The sequence below is a fragment of the Moraxella sp. I5G genome (genome assembly GCF_055193055.1).
On sequence record NZ_JBUXLH010000007.1, the window covers coordinates 61,485 to 82,397 of the forward strand.

Here is a 20,913-nt window from a genome sequence, read left to right on the forward strand (position 1 = left end):
AAAAATTAATGATAAGGAACCCTTATGACCCAACATAAAACCATCGCCGAATCCAACAATTTTATCGTTTTAAATCAATATGACAAATTTGTTGAAGAACCTAATGCAGGCTATCAAACAGAAGGAAGTCTTGAGCGTGAATTGATTAGTGATTTGCAGAGGCTAGGCTATGAGTATTTGCAGGGTCTTAATAATCATGATGCACTGGTTAAAAACTTACGGGTACAATTACAACACTTAAATAATGTGGTTTTCTCCGATGCTGAATGGCAGCGTTTTTTAGAGGAATATTTGGATAAACCGAGCGATAGCTTGATTGAAAAAACTCGCAAAATTCATGAGGACTCTATTTATGATTTTGTGTTTGATGATGGACACATTCAAAACATCTATTTGCTAGATAAAAAAAATCTTGCCAATAACACCTTGCAAGTTATTAATCAATTTGAGCAAACTGGCAGCTATAACAATCGCTATGATGTGACAATTTTGGTGAATGGTTTACCGCTTGTGCATCTTGAACTCAAAAAACGTGGTGTGGCGATTCGTGAAGCCTTTAATCAAATTCATCGTTACAGCAAAGAAAGTTTTAATAAAGAAAATTCGCTCTTTAAATACATTCAGATTTTTGTTATTTCCAACGGCACAGATACCCGCTATTTTGCCAACACCACCAAACGCGATAAAAACAGCTATGATTTTACAATGAATTGGGCGATAGCAAAAAATACTCCAATTAAAGATTTAAAGGATTTTACGGCAACATTCTTACAAAAACGTACTTTGCTTGATGTGTTGGTGAATTATTGCGTGTTTGATGTTTCCGATACCCTATTGATTATGCGTCCGTATCAAATTGCCGCCACTGAGCGTATTTTATGGAAAATCAAAAGTTCTTATTTGGCTAAAAATTGGAGCAATAAAGAAAGCGGCGGCTACATTTGGCACACCACCGGTTCAGGCAAAACGCTCACCAGCTTTAAAGCCGCACGCCTTGCAACCAAATTAGACTTTATTGAAAAAGTGTTTTTTGTGGTCGATAGAAAAGATTTGGATTATCAAACCATGAAGGAATACCAGCGCTTTTCGCCAGATAGCGTGAATGGTTCGGAAAGTACGGCTGGACTGAAACTCAATATTGAAAAAGACGATAACAAAATTATTGTTACTACGATTCAAAAACTCAATAACCTGATGAAATCCGAAGCTAAATTACCGATTTACGATAAACAAGTCGTCTTTATCTTTGATGAATGTCATCGTTCTCAATTTGGTGAAGCGCAAAAAAACCTAACGAGAAAGTTCAAAAAATACTATCAATTTGGATTTACTGGCACGCCGATTTTTTCAGATAATGCATTGGGTGCGGAAACCACTGAAAGCGTGTTCGGCATTAAACTTCATTCTTACATTATCACCGATGCGATTCGTGATGAAAAAGTGTTGAAATTTAAAGTGGATTACAATGATGTTCGCCCACAATTTAAGAGTATTGAAACCGAAAAAAATCTTGAAAAACTGACCACACTTGAGAAGAAACAAGCTTTTTTACACCCAGAACGTATCAAGCAAATTGCCCAATATGTTTTAGATAATTTTAGACAAAAGACTCATCGTTTTAATGCCGGTAATAATGGCTTTAATACGATGTTTGCTGTAAGTAGCGTGGATGCGGCCAAAGCTTATTATCAAACTTTTAAACAGTTACAAAGTGCGATCAAAAATCCACTAAAAATTGCGACAATCTTTTCATTTGCAGCCAATGAAGACCAACAAGATGCGGTTGGCGATATTGCCGATGAAAGCCTTGAAGTGGATGCGATGAATTCTACTGCCAAAGAATTTTTAAAATCAGCGATTGACGATTATAACGGCTATTTTAAGACGAATTATAATGTGGATGGTAAATCCTTCCAAAATTACTATCGTGATTTAGCCAAACGTGTCAAAAATAAAGAAGTGGATTTATTGATTGTCATTGGGATGTTTTTAACCGGTTTTGATGCCCCAACCTTAAACACGTTATTTGTGGATAAAAATCTTCGCTATCATGGTTTGATTCAAGCCTATTCTCGTACAAACCGCATTTACAACAGCACCAAAACTTTTGGCAACATCGTAACCTTCCGTGATTTGGAACAAGATACCATTGATGCGATTACCCTTTTCGGTAAATCCAATACGCGCAATATCGTATTAGAAAAAAGTTACCAAGAATATATGGAAGGCTTTACCGATGCTGGCGTGGCCCGTCGTGGGTATTTGGATGTCATTACTGAGTTAAAAGAAAGATTCCCAAATCCAGATGAAATTCAAACCGAAAAAGATAAAAAAGCCTTTGTAAAATTATTTGGTGAATATTTGCAGGTTGAAAACATTCTGCAAAACTATGATGAGTTCGCTACCTTACAAGCATTTCAATCGCTTGATATCAGCGATGTAAAAGCTGTTGAAGCATTTAAAGAAAACTATTATTTAACAGATGATGCTTTTGCTAAAATGCAACCGATTGATATGCCAAGTGAACGCAGCATTCAGAATTACCGTTCAACTTACAACGATATTCGCGATTGGCTCTGTCGCCAAAAAGAAGGGGATGAAAAAGCCAAATCAACCATTGATTGGGATGATGTGGTGTTTGAAGTGGATTTATTAAAATCCCAAGAAATTAATTTAGATTACATTTTAGAATTGATTTTTGAACATAACAAAAAAATCAAAAATAAATCTGAACTCATTGATGAGATTCGAACCACAACCCGAGCCAGCCTAGGAAACCGAGCCAAAGAAACTTTGATTGTGGATTTTATTAATCAAACTGACTTGGATAACATTGCTGATAAAGTTGGTATTATTGAATCTTTCTTCCAATTTGCCCAAAAAGAGCTACAAAAAGAAGCCAATGAATTAATTAGCAGTGAAGGATTAAATATTGAAGCGGCAAAACGTTATATTAACGTATCCTTAAAACGTGGATACGCGAGTGAGCAAGGTACGGATTTAAATGATGCTCTACCCAAAATGAGCCCACTTAATCCGCAATACCATGACAAAAAAGGAAGAGTTTTCCAAAAAATTGATGCCTTTGTTAAGAAGTTTAAAGAAATTGATTTTATCAAATAGTGTGCAGGTGGTTTTTATAAAAAAAATTTTCCAAACCATGTTACAATGAAACAAATATTAATTCGGAGCATGTATGTCTGATTTATCCAAACACCGCCAAACGTTATTTTGTAAAGATGAAAAAGCCATTTTAGAGTATGAAACCGCTATGAATCGTGCCATTCAAGCGGTTAAAAATTGGCTTGATGACGATAAAATGTATACGGGCGGCAGCATTCGCCAATTGCGGTCTCAAATTCGTTTTTTACCATCCAAAGAAGGCTTGGGGCTGGATGGTGCTTTGGAGCGGGCAATTGATTTATTTTTAAATAAAAGCTTAAAAGTTCACCATCCGCATTCTTTGGCGCATCTACATTGCCCAACTATGGTTGCCAGCCAAGTTGCTGAAGTTTTGATTAATGCCACCAACCAATCTATGGACTCATGGGACCAAAGCCCATCGGGTTCTTTGATGGAAGTTTTATTAATTGATTGGCTTCGTCAAAAAGTGGGTTTTGGCACTGGCGACGCTGGCGTATTTACGTCAGGTGGCACTCAGTCTAACTTGATGGGCGTACTTTTAGCTCGCGATGCCTGCATTGCCAAACATTATCAAGCAGCAGATGGTAAACCTTGGTCGGTGCAGCGTAATGGTCTGCCACCAGAAGCCATTCAAAAAGTTAAAGTTTTATGTTCAGAAAATGCTCATTTTAGCGTTCAAAAAAATATGGCAATGATGGGCATGGGTTTTGAGTCAGTGGTTGCTGTGCCTGTTAATGAATGCGCTCAAATGGACGTCAGTGCTTTACAAGAGATTGTTAAAAAACTTAGCGACGATGGCAAAATCATTGCTTGCATTGTCGCCACCGCTGGCACAACTGATGCTGGTGCTATCGATGATATGAATGCCATTCGTGATATTGCCGATGCTTGTGGTGCGTGGCTGCACGTCGATGCTGCTTGGGGTGGGGCGCTGATTTTGTCCAATCAATACCGTCATTTACTGCAAGGTATTGAAAAGGCGGATTCAGTTACACTAGACTTTCATAAGCATTACTTCCAAACTATATCCTGCGGCGCATTTTTATTAAAAGATAAAGATAACTACCGATTTATGCATTATGAAGCCGAATATCTAAATTCAGCTTATGATGAAGAACATGGCGTGCCAAATTTGGTATCTAAATCTTTGCAAACCACTCGCCGATTTGATGCGTTAAAATTATGGCTAACGGTAGAAGCGCTTGGTGAAGATTTGTACGGTTCCATGATTGACCATGGCGTGGATTTAACCCGTGAAGTGGCAGAATACATTAAAAACACCGATGAGCTTGAGCTTTTGGTTGAACCACAATTTGCGTCTGTGCTATTTAGAGTTGCACCAAAAGATTATCCAGAACAATTCATTGATAGCTTAAATCAAAATGTCGCTGATGAACTGTTTGCGCGCGGTGAAGCCAATATTGGCGTTACTCGAGTTATTGATAAAAACCGTAATGTTCAGTCCCTAAAAATGACCACTCTAAGTCCAATTGCAACACTGGATGACGTAAAAACGTTATTAAATGATGTTTTAAAAGAGGCTTATCGAATCAAAGCCGATATTCAAAACGGTACTTATACTCCACCAATTGCTTAAAATTAGATCAAAATAAAAAACCGATTTTTAATCGGTTTTTTTATTTTATTGCTCTGCCCATTTGGTTTTATCTTTAAAATTACATACCAAATAAACAGGACAAGCACCGCATCTAGGCGTGCGCGCCATGCAGGTGTAGCGTCCATGCAAAATTAAATAATGATGCGCATCCAGTAAAAATTCTTTGGGGATGACCTGCATTAGTTTATCTTCAACTTGCCTAACGGTTTTGCCAGTGGCAAGCCCTGTGCGATTTCCTACTCGAAAAATATGCGTATCCACTGCCATGACAGGTTGACCAAAAGCAGTATTTAACACCACATTAGCGGTTTTTCGTCCAACACCAGCCAGTGATTCCAAATCTTCTCGAGTATTGGGTACTTTGCCATCAAATTTATCCAGTAAATCCTGACAGGCTTTGATGATGTTGTTTGCTTTGGCATTATACAGCCCAATGGTTTTGATGTATTCTTTTAAACCATCCACACCCAAATCCAGTATTTGTTTTGGGGTATTGGCAACTTTAAAAAGTTTATTTGTAGCAATATTGACGCTTTTGTCAGTTGCTTGAGCTGATAAAATAACCGCAATTAAAAGCTCAAATTCATTGCAATAATTTAATTCAGTAACTGGTTCTTTAATGGTTTGAGCTAAAATTTGAAAAAATTGATGCACTTTTTCTTTACTCATACGCCGAGAAGGTGGCGTTTGAGCGGTTTTTGTGGTGGTTAATTTTTTGGATTTAGAAGGTGTTTTGTTCATGATTTTTTATTAAATGATTTTTCCCAAAGTGTAAAACGGCTAATAATCTTACCAAACAAACTGTCTTTTTTGTAATCACCGCGTTTATTTTTATCACAGACGCTTTGCCCTGTTAGTAGTGCCAAGGCTTCAAAAACATGCGATACGGCATAAATATGAAACTGTTTATTGTCAATCGCTTCTAAAATCTCATCCGATAATAATAAATTTTGCACATTACTTTTGGGAAGAATCACGCCTTGATTGCCAGTCAAACCATCTATTTGACAGGCGTTAAAAAATCCTGTAACTTTTTGGCTAACGCCCCCAACTGCTTGAGCAAAACCCAATTGATTCATCGAACCTGTAATGGCAAGGTTTTGCTGAATTGGAACTTGTGCCAGCGCCGAAAACAGCACACACATTTGAGCGAGTGTGGCACTATCGCCATCAACATATGTGTAATTTTGCTCCATTGCCAAGGATGCGCTAAAATTAAGTTCGCCAAATTCGCCAAACAGCGACCGTAAAAAACTTGCCATAATGAGCATGCCTTTAGCGTGTATGTTGCCTGCCAGTTCAATATCTCGCTCAATATCCAAAACGTCGCCTGTGCCAAAATTAGGCTGAATTAGAGCGGTGATTTTGCATGGCAAACCAAAGGCATCTTTGTCGTTATCATTATGACCAAAATCTAAAATCGTCAATGCATTGATTTGTCCGATTGCGCTGCCTGACATACTAAATAATTGATGACCGTTTTTAATTTCTTGCCAATACAGCGATGAGATATGGCTATGGCGTTTTTCTAGATTTTGTAAAGCGGTTTTAACGTGCGCTTTTAGCACCAAAGGACTTTGTACTTTTTGGGCGATATAAGCCGATTCAAACAGCAGATTATTTAAGGTATCTTTATGAAAATCAAAGAAATTTTTATTCTCGCTTAGGCGGCAAAGTTCATCTAAAATCGCTGCTATGGCTGTATTATCAAAAGGCGGCAGCTTATTTTCCTTAACAATTTTGATTATTTTTTGTGCTAAAAAAAGCGTACTTTCAGCATTTTTTGCGATTTTATCATCAAAATCTGCCCGAATCTTAAATAGACGTTCAAAATCGGGGTCGTTTTCTACCAAATCATAATATAAATCGAGCGTCCCCAATAAAATAACTTTAACATCTAAAGGAATATCATCAGGCGTTAAAGAAAGATTTGTGCTTGTGGTAAACAGCTCATCAAGATTGCAAAGGGTGATTTTTTGGGATTGTAGTGAATTTTTTAGCCCTTGCCAAACGTAAGAATACTCAAAAAGCGTTTGAGCATTTAACACCAAATAACCCCCATTGGCTTGGTGTAATAAACCCGACTGTATCATGCTATGGTCGCAATAGGTCGTGCCTTGCTCAGTGGTGTATTGGATTGAACCAAACAGTTTGGCGTAGCTTGATGACTGGCTTTCTGCAAAAATCACAGGACAGCCTGTTTGTTTGCTGTGATGGCTTAGTACATTGACAAAATAACGAGCAGGAATGGGGTTTTGGAAATTGCCAAAAAAACCATCAGCTTCTTCTGTGATAAAAGATGCATTTTTAATCATATCATCTTGAAGATTGATTAAATACTGATGAACCTTTGGCGCAGTAAATGCATCTAATAAAACAGCAAAAAGCGGTTTAATGATTGCACAAGCAGCATCGTGATAAAGGGCGTCTAGTTGTTGGTAAAGCGTTTTTTCTAAGCCATTTAATTGATATTCAATATCATAATATTGTTTTAGTAATTGATTTTTTACTGTTGTATCCAAAGGTTTATCAGCTGTACGACTAGGGATAAAATCAGCTTGACCGTCATTATTAATAATCAATGTTAAGTGATGGTTTTTGGCATCATTATCCAATCGCTCATAAAATTTGCTTTGAGTATCTGAAAAATCTAATTTTAGACGGTCAATTTTGCGCTGGTAGGTAGGCGATGAAAATTTTATCCGTAATTTTTTTTTGGCTTTTTTAAAAATTTCATGAACTGTTTGGGCAAATTTTAGCCCTGTACCAGCCTCAAAATTAAGAGCCAATGGACGATTGGCATCCTTAAAATTATATACATAGACCCAATCATCAGGCGTTGGTTGATATTTGGCATGCTGGGTGAGTAATTCTAAAATCAATGTTTTTTTACCAAGTCCTAATCTGCCCGATGCAAAAATATGATAGCCTGGTTGTTTTATATCCAAAGCGGTGCAAATAGCTTCTCGCGCTCGCTGTTGCCCAAAATATACATCAAATTTTTTTAGCTGGTGGCGTTTGGGCAACGTGTTTGGGTCAGTGTGATAATCTAAATCATAAAGAGTTAGATGTTGTGGGTCTTGTTGTATCAGTTTGGTCATGAATCTATAACAATACTTGATAAGTTATGGTAAATTTGTGCTATTGTAACAGATAAAACCATGATAAAATAGCAAGTTTGCATAAAAACCTATCACGATAATTGACGACAATGACAACAACTCATTTAAAAACTTATTCAAAAATTAATCATGTGGCTTTGGATTTTTTTCATCAAATAAAAACAGCAGCTGGGTCGTTGGATTTGCTATTGACGGATGAGCAAGTTTATCAATTGTTACATTATTTAGATGGACTATTATTGTGGAATAAAGCCTATAATTTAACTGCCATCAGCGACCCAAAGGATGCTTTAGTCAAACATATTTTTGACTGTTTGGCGATTTTGCCAAAATTACCATTTTTGGATAAACAGGATATTTGTCTTTTGGATATTGGCACAGGCGCGGGACTGCCTGCTGTAATTTTGGCTATTTTTAGACCCGATTGGCAGATTTGCGCTTTGGATAGTAATAATAAAAAAATTCGTTTTATTCGCCAAATGGTAGGCGAGTTAGCGCTTAAAAATTTAACACCCATCAATGAGCGTATTGAAAACCATCAAACCACAAAGCCATATGATATTATTACGTCTAGGGCGTTTTCATCTTTAAATGATTTTGTCAGTCTTGCGATGCCTTATTTAAAAACAAATGGTGTTTTTTATGCGATGAAAGGCAAAATGCCAACCGAAGAGGACGTACAAACCCTAAGGGCTATTAACCCAGATTTTTTTGTTCAAACCACCCCTATTAGTGTTCCTGGCTTAAACGAAAGCCGCTGCGTGGTTTATATCAAAACTTTGACAAACAACAAGGAAAAATCATGAATATTATAGCCATTGCCAATCAAAAGGGCGGCGTTGGAAAAAGCACCACAGCAGTTAATTTTGCAGATGCTTTAGCATTTTTTGCTAAAAAATCAGTGTTATTAGTTGATTTGGACCCGCAAGGTAATGCTACAACCAGTTTTGGGCTAGATAAAAATAACCTAGATTATACCATTGCTGATGTTTTATTGGATGATGTTGCTATTACAGATGTTAAAGTTACCACCCAAAACGGTGTTGATGTTCTTGGTGCAAACGGTGAATTGTCAGGCATTGATACTGCTTTAAACCAAAAGTCAGATGCAGCGTTTTTATTAAAAAATGCATTAAGAAATAGCAAGTTAAACTATGATTATGTCATTATAGACTGTGCACCTAGTTTAAGCCTATTAACGGTCAATGCACTATCAGCGGCGGACGGCGTGATTATCCCAATGCAATGCGAATATTATGCATTAGAAGGGGTTGCCGATTTACTGCAAACCATTGATGGATTAAAAGAATTTAATGCCAATCTAACAATTTATGGAGTTTTGCGCACACTTTATGATGGCAGAAGCACTCTAACCAAAGATGTCAGTTCAGAGCTTTTAGCGTATTTTGGTGATAAATTATACCAAACCTACATTCCAAGAAACATTCGTCTTGCCGAAGCACCAAGTTTTGGAAAATCCATTTTTTCTTATAGTAAATCATCAACGGGTGCCAAGGCATATCGTGATTTTATGCAGGAATTTTTGGACAAAATGCCTAAAAAATAGGCGATTTAAATTTGAATAGATTGGATGGGTAATATTATGACAAAAAAACGTGGTTTGGGCAGCGCTCGCGGCTTGAGTGCCTTAATGAACAGCATCAAAAAAGAAAAACAATTTACCCAAGACGGTCACCCTATAAAATCGCCCTTAAATTCTGTTCAAGATGGTGATAAACTGCCCGATAATGAAAATTTGATATTAACCGATGTCGATGTCAATACTTTGCAATCAGGCAAATATCAGCCTAGACGCAATATGGACGAAACATCACTGGCAGAACTTGCCAGTTCGATTAGTCAACATGGCGTTATGCAGCCAATTGTAATCCGTCCGCTATTGGCAAACGAAAAAAAAGAGCATGAAAAAGTAACCCATGAAATTATCGCTGGCGAAAGGCGTTGGCGAGCAGCAAAAATGGCAGGGCTTACCAAAATTCCAGCCATTGAGCGTATATTATCTGATGAAGTGGCAATTGCGCTGGCTTTGATTGAAAATATTCAGCGTGAAGATTTGACGGTGCTGGAGCAAGCAGAGGCTTTGCAAAGATTTCATAGCGAATTTGGTATGAGTCATGCGATGATTGCTGATGTGGTTGGCAAAGCTCGCGCAACCGTAACCAATCTTTTACGCTTAAATCAGCTTAATAATGAAGTAAAAGATTTGTTAGCTGATGGTTTTTTGGATATGGGGCATGCTCGCACCCTGTTAGCATTATCTAGCCAGCAGCAGCCAATCATTGCTAAAAAAATCATTCAGCAAAAAATGACGGTACGCGATGCTGAAAAATTAGTCAAATCTATACTTGACCCACAAAATGGCAATCAAGACGCAGCTCATAAAATTAAAACCACCCAAGACAATCCTAACACTGTATTATTAAATCAAAAGTTATCGGATTATTTTGGTGCCATGGTAAAAATTAAGCAAAACACCCAAGGCAAAGGCAGTTTGGAGATATTTTTTCACAGTGATGATGAATTGGCGGAAATTATAAAACAACTTGGTATAACGTTATAATATCCTGATTGAAATATGCAGGTTGAATAAAAAAAAGGTATAAAATTTGCAACCTTAACGCAGTAGTAATGATACTGCAATTCATTGATGGTTATTGGATAAATAAAGGTTAAATTATGTGGAGTTTGGTTCAAGCCGGCGGTTGGTTGATGTTGCCAATCATTTTATGTTCGGTGGTCGCGTTGGTTATCATTATTGAACGTGCGAAGGTGCTCAGATTCTCGGAAGTTGCCCCAGAAGGCATGCGAGAGGAGTTAATTGGTCAGCTACGCAGTAAGGGTGATTTGGGTAAAAATTTTTTACAAGAAGTCAAGGAGCACTCACCATTGGGTGATATTTTGGCTACGGGTTTACTTTATAGACAGTATGGTCTGGATTCAATGACCATGCATATGCAAAATCGTGCCAGCGTACAAATTCACGCCTTAGAAAAAAACATCAACATGTTAGGAACCATTGGTGCAATTACGCCACTGCTTGGGCTTTTAGGAACAGTTTTGGGGATTATTTCATCGTTTTTAGCAGTATCAGGTAAAGCCATGCAAGACCCTGCGATGCTTGCTGAAGGCGTATCTCAAGCGTTGATTACCACCGCAGGCGGTATGTTTGTGGCAATTCCTGCACTGGTGGCATATCGTTTTTACCAAAGACGCATTGTAGATATCAATGCTAAATTTGAAACAGAAGCAGGGCTTTTGATTCAAGAAATGTACGATTATCATTTGATACCAAATACTCAAAAAACCAATCAAAATTCCGCTCATTTTGAGCTGGATAACATTTAAGCGGTTTACTGATTTAACTGAAGGCGATAAAATGCGTTTTAGAAAACCCACTGTGGAACCCTTAGAAATCAATCTTACCCCAATGATTGTTTGTTTGTTGTTTTTGATTGTTTTTTTGCTAATGGCAACAACATTTAATCATTTTAGTCGTTTAAGCATTATTTTGCCAGAGGCTGAAGGGGTTAAGGTTTTAAATGAAGGCAAGCAAATTGAGGTGGCTGTACAAAAAGATGGCAGTTATTTAGTAAATGGCATTGCATTGGCAAATAACAGTGAAGCAGAACTCATCAATATGCTACAAAAAGAAGCAGGTTCTAACCGTAAACAATTATTTGTCATTGCTGCAGATGCCAACGCTTCTCATCAGTCAGTGGTTAAAGTGATGGATGTGGCGGGAAAAATGGGTTTTTTAAATCTTAATATCAGCACCGTTGTGCCAATTAGTGCAAGAAAAAGTGAAAATCCATGACCAAACAAACAACCTTTGATATTAATAACAAAACTGCCGTTTTTTTACGTTTAATCGCCTACCTAAAACCCTATTGGTGGGCGTTTATTTTGGTGGTAATCGGCTTTGCTATGGGGGCAAGTTCAGAAGTTGCCAGTGCCAAATTATTTGAATATATCATTGATGCCATCAACCAAGATGATAAAACCCGTAAATTCTGGTTTCCGTTTTTGGTGATTTTATTGTTTATTTGTCGCGGCTTAGCATCCTTTTTAGGCGGTTATTATTCAGCATTTATGGCACGCAGTTTGGTTTATGAAATTCGTACAGAAGTATTTAAAAAGTTATTAAAATTACCCAGTCATTTTTATTTATATAATCCAGCTGGAACCATTTCTAGCAAGCTGATTTTTGATGTTGAGCAAGTAACCGCTGCAACAACCGATTCTTTAACAACTTTATTAAAAGATGGTATTACAACCATCGCTTTGTTTGGCTATCTGTTTTATACTAATTGGCGACTTACTTTGGTACTTTTAACGGTGGTACCACCCATTTTCTGGCTGATAAAAACAGTCTCCAAAAAATTTGCCCGTTTGTCTATGGGAATTCAAGAGTCCATGTCAGCCATCAGTCATATCGCCAATGAAGCAATCACTGGTTTTGATGTGGTTAAAAACTATGGCGGTCAAGCCTATGAGCAAGCCCGATTTGATAAAGCATCCAAAGATAATTTAACCCAAGGCATGAAGATGAGTGTTTTTGCGGCGATTAATACGCCCATGGTGCAGCTGCTAATGGCGATGGGCATGTGTTTTGTGGTTTGGCTGTCGCTGCGTCCTGAAGTCTTTGGTAATACCACCGCAGGCGAATTTGCTGCATATTTGGTGGCGGCAGGGCTTTTAGCTCGTCCCATCAAAGCTTTAACCGATGTTAATCAAAAACTTCAGCGTGGCATTGCGGCGGGAGTGTCTATTTTTCATCTGTTGGATGCGGTAGAAGAAAACGATAAAGGCGGTCAAATTATAGATGTGCAGGGTGATATTCGCTTTGAAAAAGTCAATTTGCAGTACGATAATGGCGTGCACGCCTTAACCGATTTTAATTTACACATTAAAGCTGGTGAAACGGTTGCAATTGTTGGGCGTTCTGGCAGTGGCAAAACCACATTGGTTAATTTATTGACTCGCACCATTGAACCAAGTAGTGGGCAAGTGCTGATTGACAATACACCCATTGAGCAAATCAATTTGGCGGATTTGCGTAAACAAGTTACTATGGTAAATCAAAAAATCACTTTATTTTCAGACACGGTTAGAAAAAATATCGCTTATGGTTTATTGGGTGATAAATCATTTGATGAAGTAAAAGCGGCAGCAAAATCCGCTTATGCTCATGATTTTATTATGGATTTACCCAATGACTATGACAGTTTTATCGGAACTGATGGGCTGCAATTGTCAGGCGGTCAGCGACAAAGATTATCCATTGCTAGAGCCTTATTAAAGGACGCTCCAATTTTGATTTTGGATGAGGCAACATCAGCACTGGATAATGAATCGGAATTTTTTGTACAAAAAGCTTTAGAAACTATCATGAAAGGGCGCACTACAGTAGTGATTGCACACCGTTTATCAACCATCGAAAACGCCGACCGTATTGTGGTAATGGATAAAGGAAAAATTGCCGAGATTGGTACACATGATGAGCTTTTAGCAAAAAATGGCATTTATAAAGTCATGTATGAACGCACCTTCAAACAAGATGATGATTTATAAAAGTGATGGCAAGTGATGATAAATTTTGAGCTGATACTCACTCGCGCTTGGCAGAAAAATTCACCTTATTTGTCGCTATTAGCACCATTATCAGGATTGTATGGACTGATTAGTCTTGCTAGAAAACAGCTTTATCAACAGGGTGTTTTGCCAGTTTATCAAGCCCCTGTCCCAGTGCTAGTGGTCGGTAATATCACAGTGGGCGGTTCAGGAAAAACGCCTTTGATCATTGCTTTGGTTCAGTATTTACAAAGTAAAAATATCTTAGTGGGCGTTATTAGTCGTGGTTATGGTCGACAAGATTCAAATACACCATATTTTGTTACAGAAGATGCTACACCGCAACAGGCAGGCGATGAACCGTATTTGATTTTTCAAAGTACAGGCGCGCCAATTGCCGTTGGCAGTAATCGTCAACAAGCCATCGAATTGCTTTTAAAACATCACCCCGATATCACTTTTATTATAAGTGATGATGGGCTGCAACATTATGCACTAGCAAGACAATTTGAGTGGATTGTTGTGGATGGTGCCCGTGGTTTTGGCAATAAAAAACTGTTACCGCAAGGATTTTTAAGAGAACCAGTCAGTCGTTTGGTGGGGGCAACTGTCATTTATCATGATAAAAATGTGCAAAATTATCCCAAAAATACTCGTTTGATGCATCTTGAGCCTGATGCACTGATGCCGCTTTTATTCATTCAAAATCAATCCATACCAAAATCGACTAAAGTTTATGCAGTGAGTGGCATTGGTTATCCAGAACGATTTTTTCAGACATTAACAGAACTAGGTTTTGAGGTGATTCCAAAACCATTTTCTGACCATCACGATTTTTGCTTAGAAGATTTCGTTGATTTGGATGATTTTCCAATCATTACTACCAGTAAAGACGCAGTAAAGATAGCGGTACTTGCCAAGACTTCAAAGCATAAAATTTTCAATAATATCTGGATATTACCCGTAAAAGCTGTTTTATCCGATGCAGTTTATGATACAATAAATCAGCTGCTTGTTCAGATAGGTCACACATCAATTTAGTTTACTGTATATTTACTTTGCAGTTTTTATTTAAATTTCCAATTAAAGGCAATTTATGATACAGCCCACAGATGCCCAGCGTCGCACTATTTATCAGGCAAGACGCGGCTTAAAAGAACTTGATTTTTATATTGACCCTTACGTAAAAAATCATTATTTAATTGCTGATGCCAAAGAGCAAGCAACTTTTGAAAAATTGCTTGGTTATGAAGACCCAGATTTGTTATTGTTTTTTTTGGGACAGGCACAAGCTGACGATGATGCGGTGATGGTACTTATTGACAAAATAAAACGCCTAAAACATCAAAATCATGTATCTTGACGCAGATGTTCGCCCAAGTTATCATTTTAGGGTAATGCAGCTGTTGTTTGTGTTACTAATGCTCGTTTTATCACTATTTGCGGCTTTGGCTTGGTGGCAGTATCTGTTTGTGCTAATATTAGCTTTGATATGTTTGTTTTGGAAAAACAATCTTGCTATCTGCAGTATTAGTACAAGTAACCCCAAGGAACTATGGCAGCTTGGGATTGTCTTTGGTGATGAAATAGAGGTGTTTCAAGCGTATTTAAATCGTGTGCAGCTGATGGATTTTGGGTTTTTAGTGGTACTCAAATTAGATTTTTATTTTGATGAACCTTCGTTTGCACACCAAAGTATTTTTTTATTTAATCAAAATTTGTCAGTGGCTGATTTTCGTAAATTAACCACATTGGCAAAATTTGGTGGTTATTGACGACAACTTTTGGAGTTTTTATGAAAAAACTATGCATTGCATTAGCCGCATTATTGGCTTCAGCCGGCACAGCCTACGCTGAACCTGTTAATGAGCAAATTTGTAAAAGTGTTTATAAGGATGTTTATAGTTTAATGAGCTATGTCGTTCCTTGTGAAGAAGATATTGAAAATCCTGAAATTTTACAAAATGATGGTTATGAAAAGTTGAATTTAAGATTGTATCAATGTGACGCTTTTTTATCTAAGGAAAAAGTGGACGAGTTAAATCAAGAGGTTCAAGAAGAGTTGGAAAAAACGTTTGTTCCTAAGTTTACCGCTCAATTAGAAAAAGATTTACCAGGCTATTGCAAAACTCGCAAAATTGAAATCCAAAAAATGCTAGATACTAAATATCGTATTAATTGATTGCAATAGAAATCTTTAGATTAAAAAAATAAAACGGCCATTTATGAATGAGCCGTTTTATTTCTTAATACATCCATCTTTTAGATTTGATTTATTAATGATTAATTTACTTTACTAAGTTCCATAGAGATGGTTTTGCCATCGCTGGTTTGGCTGACCTTGATGGGTAGGTAGTTTAAACTTGGTGCAACCCAAAAACTGGTCGCACGATTGGTATCATGATGAATTCTATCAATACGAATCACATCATAAGTGCCAGCGGCAACCGTAATTTTACTTGAACCAGATTTTTTAAATTTAGTATTTTCAATTCCGCTTTTTTTAACCAAATAATAATTACCTGTAAAACGTCCATTAATCAATTCTTGACGAATTTGTGATTCTAAACTCAAATCGTCATAAGCTTGACCGGTCATTTTATAGGTACTGGTTTTGCCTTTATAAGTACTGGTTGCGGTTTTAGCGCCATTGTTAAAACTAATGTTATGAGTGCTGCCAACCCCTAAGACTTTGACTGACATGGATGAATTGGACGGCAAAATTTTTCCGCCAGATAATGAAAAGTGTGATGATTGATTGACGCTAGCGATGCCTGCGGCGCTGGCTTTGACACTGTAAGTATAGTTATTGCCATTTTTACTTAATGTTCGTGTTGCTGTGCCTGACTTACCGTTGGCTTTAACGTTGTAAGTTGCTGAAAAACCAGTCAAGTCTGCCGCCAGTGCTGGCATTGATAGAGCTAAAGACAAACAAAAAACACCCAATCCAGAAATTTTGGGAACAAGTTTCATAATATAACCTTTTTTATCCAACCTTCTTTACGGTCATCATCATAAATAAAGTTTGTTGCTTATTTGATATGGCAATCTTATAATTTTGTTCAACTTTTGTCAAAATATCTATCTTTTGACAAGAATTGTTAAATGAATTTAGAAATTTTACTTGAAATTTTGCCGTCAAACGCCATTTTAACTAGTAACCTGATTTTAGGTTTAGATTTATGGAGTTTTTATGAATATTCGTCCTTTACATGATCGCATTGTTGTGCGTCGCACCGAAGAAGAACAAAAAACCGCAGGTGGTATCTTACTTCCCGGCTCTGCTCAAGAAAAACCCCAACAAGGTACTGTGCTAGCAGTTGGCAATGGTCAAATCACCGAAAATGGCGTTCGTCCTTTAGAGGTTAAAGTTGGTGATAAAGTGTTGTTTGGTCAATATGCAGGTCAAACCGTTAAGGTGGATGGTGAAGAACTTTTGATTATGAAAGAAAGCGATGTGCTTGGCGTACTTGAAAACTAATAAATTGGAGAAATTATAATGGCAAAAGATGTAAAATTTGGCGTATCAGCCCGTGAAAAAATGATTGAAGGCGTTAATGTTTTAGCGAACGCTGTCAAGGTAACTTTGGGACCAAAGGGTCGCAATGTGGTCATTGATAAGTCGTTTGGTGCTCCAACCATTACCAAAGACGGCGTATCAGTTGCCAAAGAAATTGAACTTGAAGATAAGTTTGAAAATATGGGCGCGCAATTGGTGCGTGAAGTGGCTTCAAAAACAAATGATGTGGCAGGTGATGGCACTACCACCGCAACGGTATTGGCTCAAGCCATTTTAATTGAGGGCATGAAATCAGTTGCTGCTGGTATGAATCCAATGGATTTAAAACGTGGTATTGATAAAGCCACCCGTGCAGCGGTTGAACAAATCCATGCTTTATCTACTCCTGCTAATGATGACAAAGCAATTGCTCAAGTTGGTTCTATTTCTGCTAACTCTGATGTTAAAATTGGTGAGCTTATCAGTGAAGCCATGCAAAAAGTGGGTAAAAAAGGCGTTATTACTGTCGAAGAAGGTTCAGGCTTTGAAGACGCTTTAGAAGTTGTTGAAGGCATGCAGTTTGACCGTGGTTATATTAGCCCATACTTTGCCAACAAACAAGATAGCCTAACTTGTGAATTTGACAATCCATTAATTTTGCTTGTTGATAAAAAAATCAGCAATATCCGTGAAATTGTGCCTTTACTTGAAAAGGTAATGCAATCAAGCCGTCCTTTGCTTATCATCGCTGAAGATGTGGAAAATGAAGCTTTGGCAACTCTTGTGGTAAACAATTTACGCGGTGGATTAAAAACTTGCGCCGTAAAAGCACCTGGATTTGGCGATAGACGTAAAGCCATGTTGCAAGACATCGCTATCTTAACTAGTGGCGTGGTTATCTCTGAAGAAGTTGGCTTAAGCCTTGAAAGTGCTGAACTTGAGCATTTAGGTACCGCCAAAAAAGTAACCGTTGGTAAAGAAAATACAGTCATCGTTGATGGTGCTGGCAACAAAGCAGATATTGATGCCCGTGTTGAATCCATCCGTCGCCAAGCAGAAGAAGCTACCAGCGACTACGATAAAGAAAAACTACAAGAACGCGTTGCCAAACTTTCAGGTGGTGTGGCTGTGATTAAAGTGGGCGCAGCGACCGAAACCGAAATGAAAGAGAAAAAAGACCGTGTTGATGACGCTCTACATGCAACTCGCGCCGCAGTTGAAGAAGGCGTTGTTCCGGGTGGTGGCGTGGCTTTGGTACGCGCATTATCTGCGTTGGCAGACTTAAAAGGTGATAACGACGACCAAAACGCAGGGATTAACATCCTTCGTCGTGCCATGGAAGCTCCGCTTCGCCAAATCGTTACCAATGCAGGTGATGAAGCATCTGTGATTGTAAATGAAGTGAAAAACGGTCAAGGTAACTATGGTTATAACGCTGCTACTGGCGTGTATGGCGATATGATTGAGATGGGTATTTTAGACCCTGCCAAAGTAACTCGCTCTGCACTAGAGCATGCAGCATCTGTTGCAGGTCTTATGCTAACCACAGAAGTGATGATTACTGACAAACCAGCTCCTGCGGATAATTCAGCTGCTGCAATGGGTGGCATGGGCGGTATGGGTGGCATGGGCGGTATGATGTAATTTGCCTTTGCTTCTAAACAATCCCTAAAGTTTTGGCTTTAGGGATTTTTATTTATATTTTTTGTGGAACATTGTTACCCAATTATTGCTAAAAAATTAGATTGATAAAAATTATTCAAAAATACCATTATAACTATTTGATTTTAACAAAAAAATTTTATAAAAATTTGACTAAAATTTAATCAATAAAGCTGAATCGCTTAATTTTATTGCTTTTTATCATAAAAATATCTTAGTTATCCACAAGGTTATCCACAGATTTTGGGGAAAAGTTGGGAAAATTGTGGGGATTTTTAACATATGAATTTAGAAATCTTAAAAATAACAAAGAGTTAAATTTTAATAAAAATCCCCAAAAATTTATTTTATTGGCAAAGTTTTTGCAATTTTTATAGATTTTGCATTAAAAAAATAATAGGTTTCACAAAAAAATTTATGCAATAAGTTAGTTATCCATGTCTTGATAAATTACAGTTTTTGATAAAGTAAATCCCAAGAAGCTCGTCCATAATCCAAACCACGTTTTTCAAATCTGGTTTGGGGGCGATAATCGGGGCGTTCTGAAAAATTACCAGCACCTGCCAAATTTTGAAATTCGGGCATATTATCCAGCACATCCAGCATCCATAAAGCGTAATGCTCCCAATCAGTAGCACTGTGAAAAACACCATTAGATTTTAGAGTGCGAGCAACCAATGTCATACGTTCTTGGGTAACAAAACGGCGTTTATAATGCCGCTTTTTTTGCCAAGGGTCAGGAAAATAAAGCAGTACAGCATCTAAATGATTGTTGGGTAAATTTTTTAATAAAGCAATCGCATCGCCGTTAATCACTTTTAGGTTGGTCAGTCCAAGCGATTTTGCGGTAAATGCCACCCGACCAATTCCCGGTTCGTGCACCTCAATACCAACAAAATTTTTATTCGGCTGATTTTGTGCCATTTGCAATAAACTGTCGCCCATGCCAAAACCAATCTCAAGATTAAGCGGCGCATCTGGATTATCAAAATAACAACGTAAATCTGTAATTGCATCCACAAGCCCAAGTTGCCCAACAGGCGTGCCGTGATTGATGATAAAGGGTGCAAAACTAGAATCAGTTAGAGCCAATAGGGCGTTTTGATTGATATGGGTGCGCCTGCGCATAAAGGTGCGAATTTTACGAAATTCAATGGGGGTTTTTTCCAAAGCAGCAATCGCCTGCTTGATACTGTTTTTATCCATATCTGGAGTTTGACGGTCGCCACCAACAGGAGCTAAAGGCGTAAAAGTGTGATTTGTGTTTGTCATAAATAAAAAAAAGCGTAAAATAATCCATTATCATTATACCGTAAATAAGCTATTTTCACATGTTTCGCTTACCCTTTTTAGAAGACACCACGCCGCCACCGTTTTATCTACCCCAATTAAACCAAAATAAACGCACACAATTGGATAAATGGTTTATTGGTAGTCGTTCACAAACCTATTATTTAAAAAGATTTCAAGAATTTGATACCAAAGGTAAACTGTACCCCCGTTGGAATTGGGCAGCATTTTTTGGAACTTTTGGTTGGCTTTTGTACCGCAAACGCTATTTGGATTGCTTGGTGTATTGCGTTGCTGGTTGGTCATTTATCAAACTTAATATCGTTATTATTCTTGTCATGTGCCAGTTTTTATTTATTGATAAATTACCCCTTGATTTACAAATGCCAGTACGCATTGGCATTGGTTTGTCAATTTGGCTATTTTGGTCGGCAATGGTAGCGCGTTGGGCAGATGCCTATTATTATCGTATGGCGCGCCGTGAAATTGCTGATGCGGTGGATTTTTATACTGATGAACCAACTCAAAAGCAATATTTGCAGCAACATGGTGGCGTAAGTTTGTTAGGGCTTTTGGGGGCTTTTGGAATTTTTGGAACGCTATTATCTATCATTGCTTTGCAGTTTGTGCCAATTATCGCCATGCAAAAAGAAAAAGCACTGATTCTTGAGAGCTATCAGTATGCTGATGCAGTACAAAAACGCGTAGAAGTGATTTATAACACATCAAAAAACTGCCCAGTGGGAATGCCAGCAACATCAAGCAATCAAAAAATCAGCATTGAAGTTACTGATAAAGCATTTAATTTTCAGACGGATTGTGCAATTATTGCTACCGTTACCAAAGCTCCATACCCTGTGCGTTATCTAAATGGGCAAAATTTGGTTATTTATCATACAAAAAATAAGCAGGGTGAATCCATCTGGCGTTGTCAAACGTCATTAAATAAAGAACAAGCACCCAAAAGATGCTTGTAATGGATACTT

At 37.8% G+C, this 20,913-nt stretch carries 19 protein-coding genes; 15 read left to right on the forward strand and 4 right to left on the reverse strand.

Annotated elements, in window-relative coordinates; translation table 11 throughout:
- Positions 1–24: 24 nt before the first annotated feature.
- Together ACZBKJ_RS05290 and ACZBKJ_RS05295 are read left to right on the forward strand one after the other, a co-directional pair.
- Positions 25–3,123 (forward strand): type I restriction endonuclease subunit R, encoded by a 3,099-nt coding sequence (locus ACZBKJ_RS05290; RefSeq protein WP_463199894.1) that lies wholly within the window; start codon positions 25–27, stop codon positions 3,121–3,123.
- 73 nt (positions 3,124–3,196) lie between these two features.
- Positions 3,197–4,741, forward strand: a complete 1,545-nt coding sequence (locus ACZBKJ_RS05295) for a pyridoxal phosphate-dependent decarboxylase family protein (protein WP_463199895.1) — start codon at positions 3,197–3,199, stop codon at positions 4,739–4,741.
- A gap of 45 nt (positions 4,742–4,786) precedes the next feature.
- Here ACZBKJ_RS05295 and nth read toward each other — a convergent pair whose 3' ends face one another.
- Together nth and ACZBKJ_RS05305 are read right to left on the reverse strand one after the other, a co-directional pair.
- Positions 4,787–5,431 (reverse strand): endonuclease III, encoded by a 645-nt coding sequence (nth, locus tag ACZBKJ_RS05300; protein ID WP_463199957.1) that lies wholly within the window; start codon positions 5,429–5,431, stop codon positions 4,787–4,789.
- A gap of 68 nt (positions 5,432–5,499) precedes the next feature.
- A complete protein-coding gene (locus ACZBKJ_RS05305) occupies positions 5,500–7,863 on the reverse strand; it encodes a Lon protease family protein (RefSeq protein ID WP_463199896.1) in 2,364 nt (787 codons plus the stop codon).
- A 110-nt stretch (positions 7,864–7,973) separates the two neighbouring features.
- On the opposite strand from ACZBKJ_RS05305, the gene rsmG reads away from it, so the two are divergent.
- The 10 genes from rsmG (at position 7,974) to ACZBKJ_RS05355 (ending at position 15,658) form a co-directional block, all read left to right on the forward strand.
- A complete protein-coding gene (rsmG, locus tag ACZBKJ_RS05310) occupies positions 7,974–8,690 on the forward strand; it encodes a 16S rRNA (guanine(527)-N(7))-methyltransferase RsmG (protein WP_463199897.1) in 717 nt (238 codons plus the stop codon).
- Entirely contained in the window at positions 8,684–9,451 is a 768-nt protein-coding gene (locus ACZBKJ_RS05315; RefSeq protein ID WP_463199958.1) for a ParA family protein, read from the forward strand. The genes rsmG and ACZBKJ_RS05315 overlap by 7 nt, the downstream gene beginning before the upstream one ends.
- A 36-nt stretch (positions 9,452–9,487) precedes the next feature.
- Entirely contained in the window at positions 9,488–10,465 is a 978-nt protein-coding gene (locus ACZBKJ_RS05320) for a ParB/RepB/Spo0J family partition protein (RefSeq protein WP_463199898.1), read from the forward strand.
- Between the two features lie 116 nt (positions 10,466–10,581).
- Entirely contained in the window at positions 10,582–11,250 is a 669-nt protein-coding gene (locus ACZBKJ_RS05325) for a MotA/TolQ/ExbB proton channel family protein (protein ID WP_463199899.1), read from the forward strand.
- 31 nt (positions 11,251–11,281) lie between these two features.
- A complete protein-coding gene (locus ACZBKJ_RS05330; RefSeq protein WP_463199900.1) occupies positions 11,282–11,719 on the forward strand; it encodes an ExbD/TolR family protein in 438 nt (145 codons plus the stop codon).
- Positions 11,716–13,476, forward strand: coding sequence for a lipid A export permease/ATP-binding protein MsbA (gene msbA, locus ACZBKJ_RS05335; protein WP_463199901.1), 1,761 nt, complete (start codon positions 11,716–11,718; stop codon positions 13,474–13,476). Before ACZBKJ_RS05330 ends, msbA begins: the two co-directional genes overlap by 4 nt.
- Positions 13,477–13,491: 15 nt before the next feature.
- Entirely contained in the window at positions 13,492–14,517 is a 1,026-nt protein-coding gene (gene lpxK, locus ACZBKJ_RS05340) for a tetraacyldisaccharide 4'-kinase (protein WP_463199902.1), read from the forward strand.
- Between the two features lie 55 nt (positions 14,518–14,572).
- The gene (locus tag ACZBKJ_RS05345; RefSeq protein ID WP_463199903.1) at positions 14,573–14,839 is read left to right on the forward strand and encodes an FAD assembly factor SdhE; all 267 of its coding nucleotides are present in this window, start codon (positions 14,573–14,575) and stop codon (positions 14,837–14,839) included.
- The gene (locus tag ACZBKJ_RS05350; protein WP_463199904.1) at positions 14,829–15,251 is read left to right on the forward strand and encodes a hypothetical protein; all 423 of its coding nucleotides are present in this window, start codon (positions 14,829–14,831) and stop codon (positions 15,249–15,251) included. The genes ACZBKJ_RS05345 and ACZBKJ_RS05350 overlap by 11 nt, the downstream gene beginning before the upstream one ends.
- Positions 15,252–15,271: 20 nt before the next feature.
- Positions 15,272–15,658 (forward strand): hypothetical protein, encoded by a 387-nt coding sequence (locus ACZBKJ_RS05355; RefSeq protein ID WP_463199905.1) that lies wholly within the window; start codon positions 15,272–15,274, stop codon positions 15,656–15,658.
- A gap of 101 nt (positions 15,659–15,759) precedes the next feature.
- On the opposite strand, the gene ACZBKJ_RS05360 is transcribed toward ACZBKJ_RS05355, so the two are convergent.
- Positions 15,760–16,449, reverse strand: a complete 690-nt coding sequence (locus tag ACZBKJ_RS05360) for a DUF3108 domain-containing protein (protein WP_463199906.1) — start codon at positions 16,447–16,449, stop codon at positions 15,760–15,762.
- Positions 16,450–16,669: 220 nt separating this feature from the next.
- On the opposite strand from ACZBKJ_RS05360, the gene ACZBKJ_RS05365 reads away from it, so the two are divergent.
- Entirely contained in the window at positions 16,670–16,957 is a 288-nt protein-coding gene (locus ACZBKJ_RS05365) for a co-chaperone GroES (RefSeq protein WP_463199907.1), read from the forward strand.
- An 18-nt stretch (positions 16,958–16,975) separates the two neighbouring features.
- Positions 16,976–18,619 (forward strand): chaperonin GroEL, encoded by a 1,644-nt coding sequence (gene groL / locus ACZBKJ_RS05370; protein WP_463199908.1) that lies wholly within the window; start codon positions 16,976–16,978, stop codon positions 18,617–18,619.
- Positions 18,620–19,087: 468 nt separating this feature from the next.
- Here groL and trmB read toward each other — a convergent pair whose 3' ends face one another.
- A complete protein-coding gene (gene trmB, locus ACZBKJ_RS05375; protein WP_463199959.1) occupies positions 19,088–19,843 on the reverse strand; it encodes a tRNA (guanosine(46)-N7)-methyltransferase TrmB in 756 nt (251 codons plus the stop codon).
- Between the two features lie 125 nt (positions 19,844–19,968).
- Between trmB and ACZBKJ_RS05380 the strand changes: the two genes are divergently transcribed.
- Positions 19,969–20,904, forward strand: a complete 936-nt coding sequence (locus ACZBKJ_RS05380; RefSeq protein ID WP_463199909.1) for a DUF2628 domain-containing protein — start codon at positions 19,969–19,971, stop codon at positions 20,902–20,904.
- The last annotated feature ends 9 nt before the right edge of the window (positions 20,905–20,913 follow it).

Coding starts and splice junctions, on each gene's coding strand:
- lpxK (WP_463199902.1), top strand. CDS start 13,492: ATGATAAATTTTGAGCTGATACTCACTCGCGCTTGGCAGAAAAATTCA.
- msbA (WP_463199901.1), top strand. CDS start 11,716: ATGACCAAACAAACAACCTTTGATATTAATAACAAAACTGCCGTTTTT.
- ACZBKJ_RS05325 (WP_463199899.1), top strand. CDS start 10,582: ATGTGGAGTTTGGTTCAAGCCGGCGGTTGGTTGATGTTGCCAATCATT.
- ACZBKJ_RS05365 (WP_463199907.1), top strand. CDS start 16,670: ATGAATATTCGTCCTTTACATGATCGCATTGTTGTGCGTCGCACCGAA.
- nth (WP_463199957.1), bottom strand. CDS start 5,431: ATGAGTAAAGAAAAAGTGCATCAATTTTTTCAAATTTTAGCTCAAACC.
- ACZBKJ_RS05350 (WP_463199904.1), top strand. CDS start 14,829: ATGTATCTTGACGCAGATGTTCGCCCAAGTTATCATTTTAGGGTAATG.
- groL (WP_463199908.1), top strand. CDS start 16,976: ATGGCAAAAGATGTAAAATTTGGCGTATCAGCCCGTGAAAAAATGATT.
- ACZBKJ_RS05290 (WP_463199894.1), top strand. CDS start 25: ATGACCCAACATAAAACCATCGCCGAATCCAACAATTTTATCGTTTTA.
- ACZBKJ_RS05345 (WP_463199903.1), top strand. CDS start 14,573: ATGATACAGCCCACAGATGCCCAGCGTCGCACTATTTATCAGGCAAGA.
- trmB (WP_463199959.1), bottom strand. CDS start 19,843: ATGGATAAAAACAGTATCAAGCAGGCGATTGCTGCTTTGGAAAAAACC.
- ACZBKJ_RS05330 (WP_463199900.1), top strand. CDS start 11,282: ATGCGTTTTAGAAAACCCACTGTGGAACCCTTAGAAATCAATCTTACC.
- ACZBKJ_RS05295 (WP_463199895.1), top strand. CDS start 3,197: ATGTCTGATTTATCCAAACACCGCCAAACGTTATTTTGTAAAGATGAA.
- ACZBKJ_RS05305 (WP_463199896.1), bottom strand. CDS start 7,863: ATGACCAAACTGATACAACAAGACCCACAACATCTAACTCTTTATGAT.
- ACZBKJ_RS05380 (WP_463199909.1), top strand. CDS start 19,969: ATGTTTCGCTTACCCTTTTTAGAAGACACCACGCCGCCACCGTTTTAT.
- ACZBKJ_RS05360 (WP_463199906.1), bottom strand. CDS start 16,449: ATGAAACTTGTTCCCAAAATTTCTGGATTGGGTGTTTTTTGTTTGTCT.
- ACZBKJ_RS05355 (WP_463199905.1), top strand. CDS start 15,272: ATGAAAAAACTATGCATTGCATTAGCCGCATTATTGGCTTCAGCCGGC.
- rsmG (WP_463199897.1), top strand. CDS start 7,974: ATGACAACAACTCATTTAAAAACTTATTCAAAAATTAATCATGTGGCT.
- ACZBKJ_RS05320 (WP_463199898.1), top strand. CDS start 9,488: ATGACAAAAAAACGTGGTTTGGGCAGCGCTCGCGGCTTGAGTGCCTTA.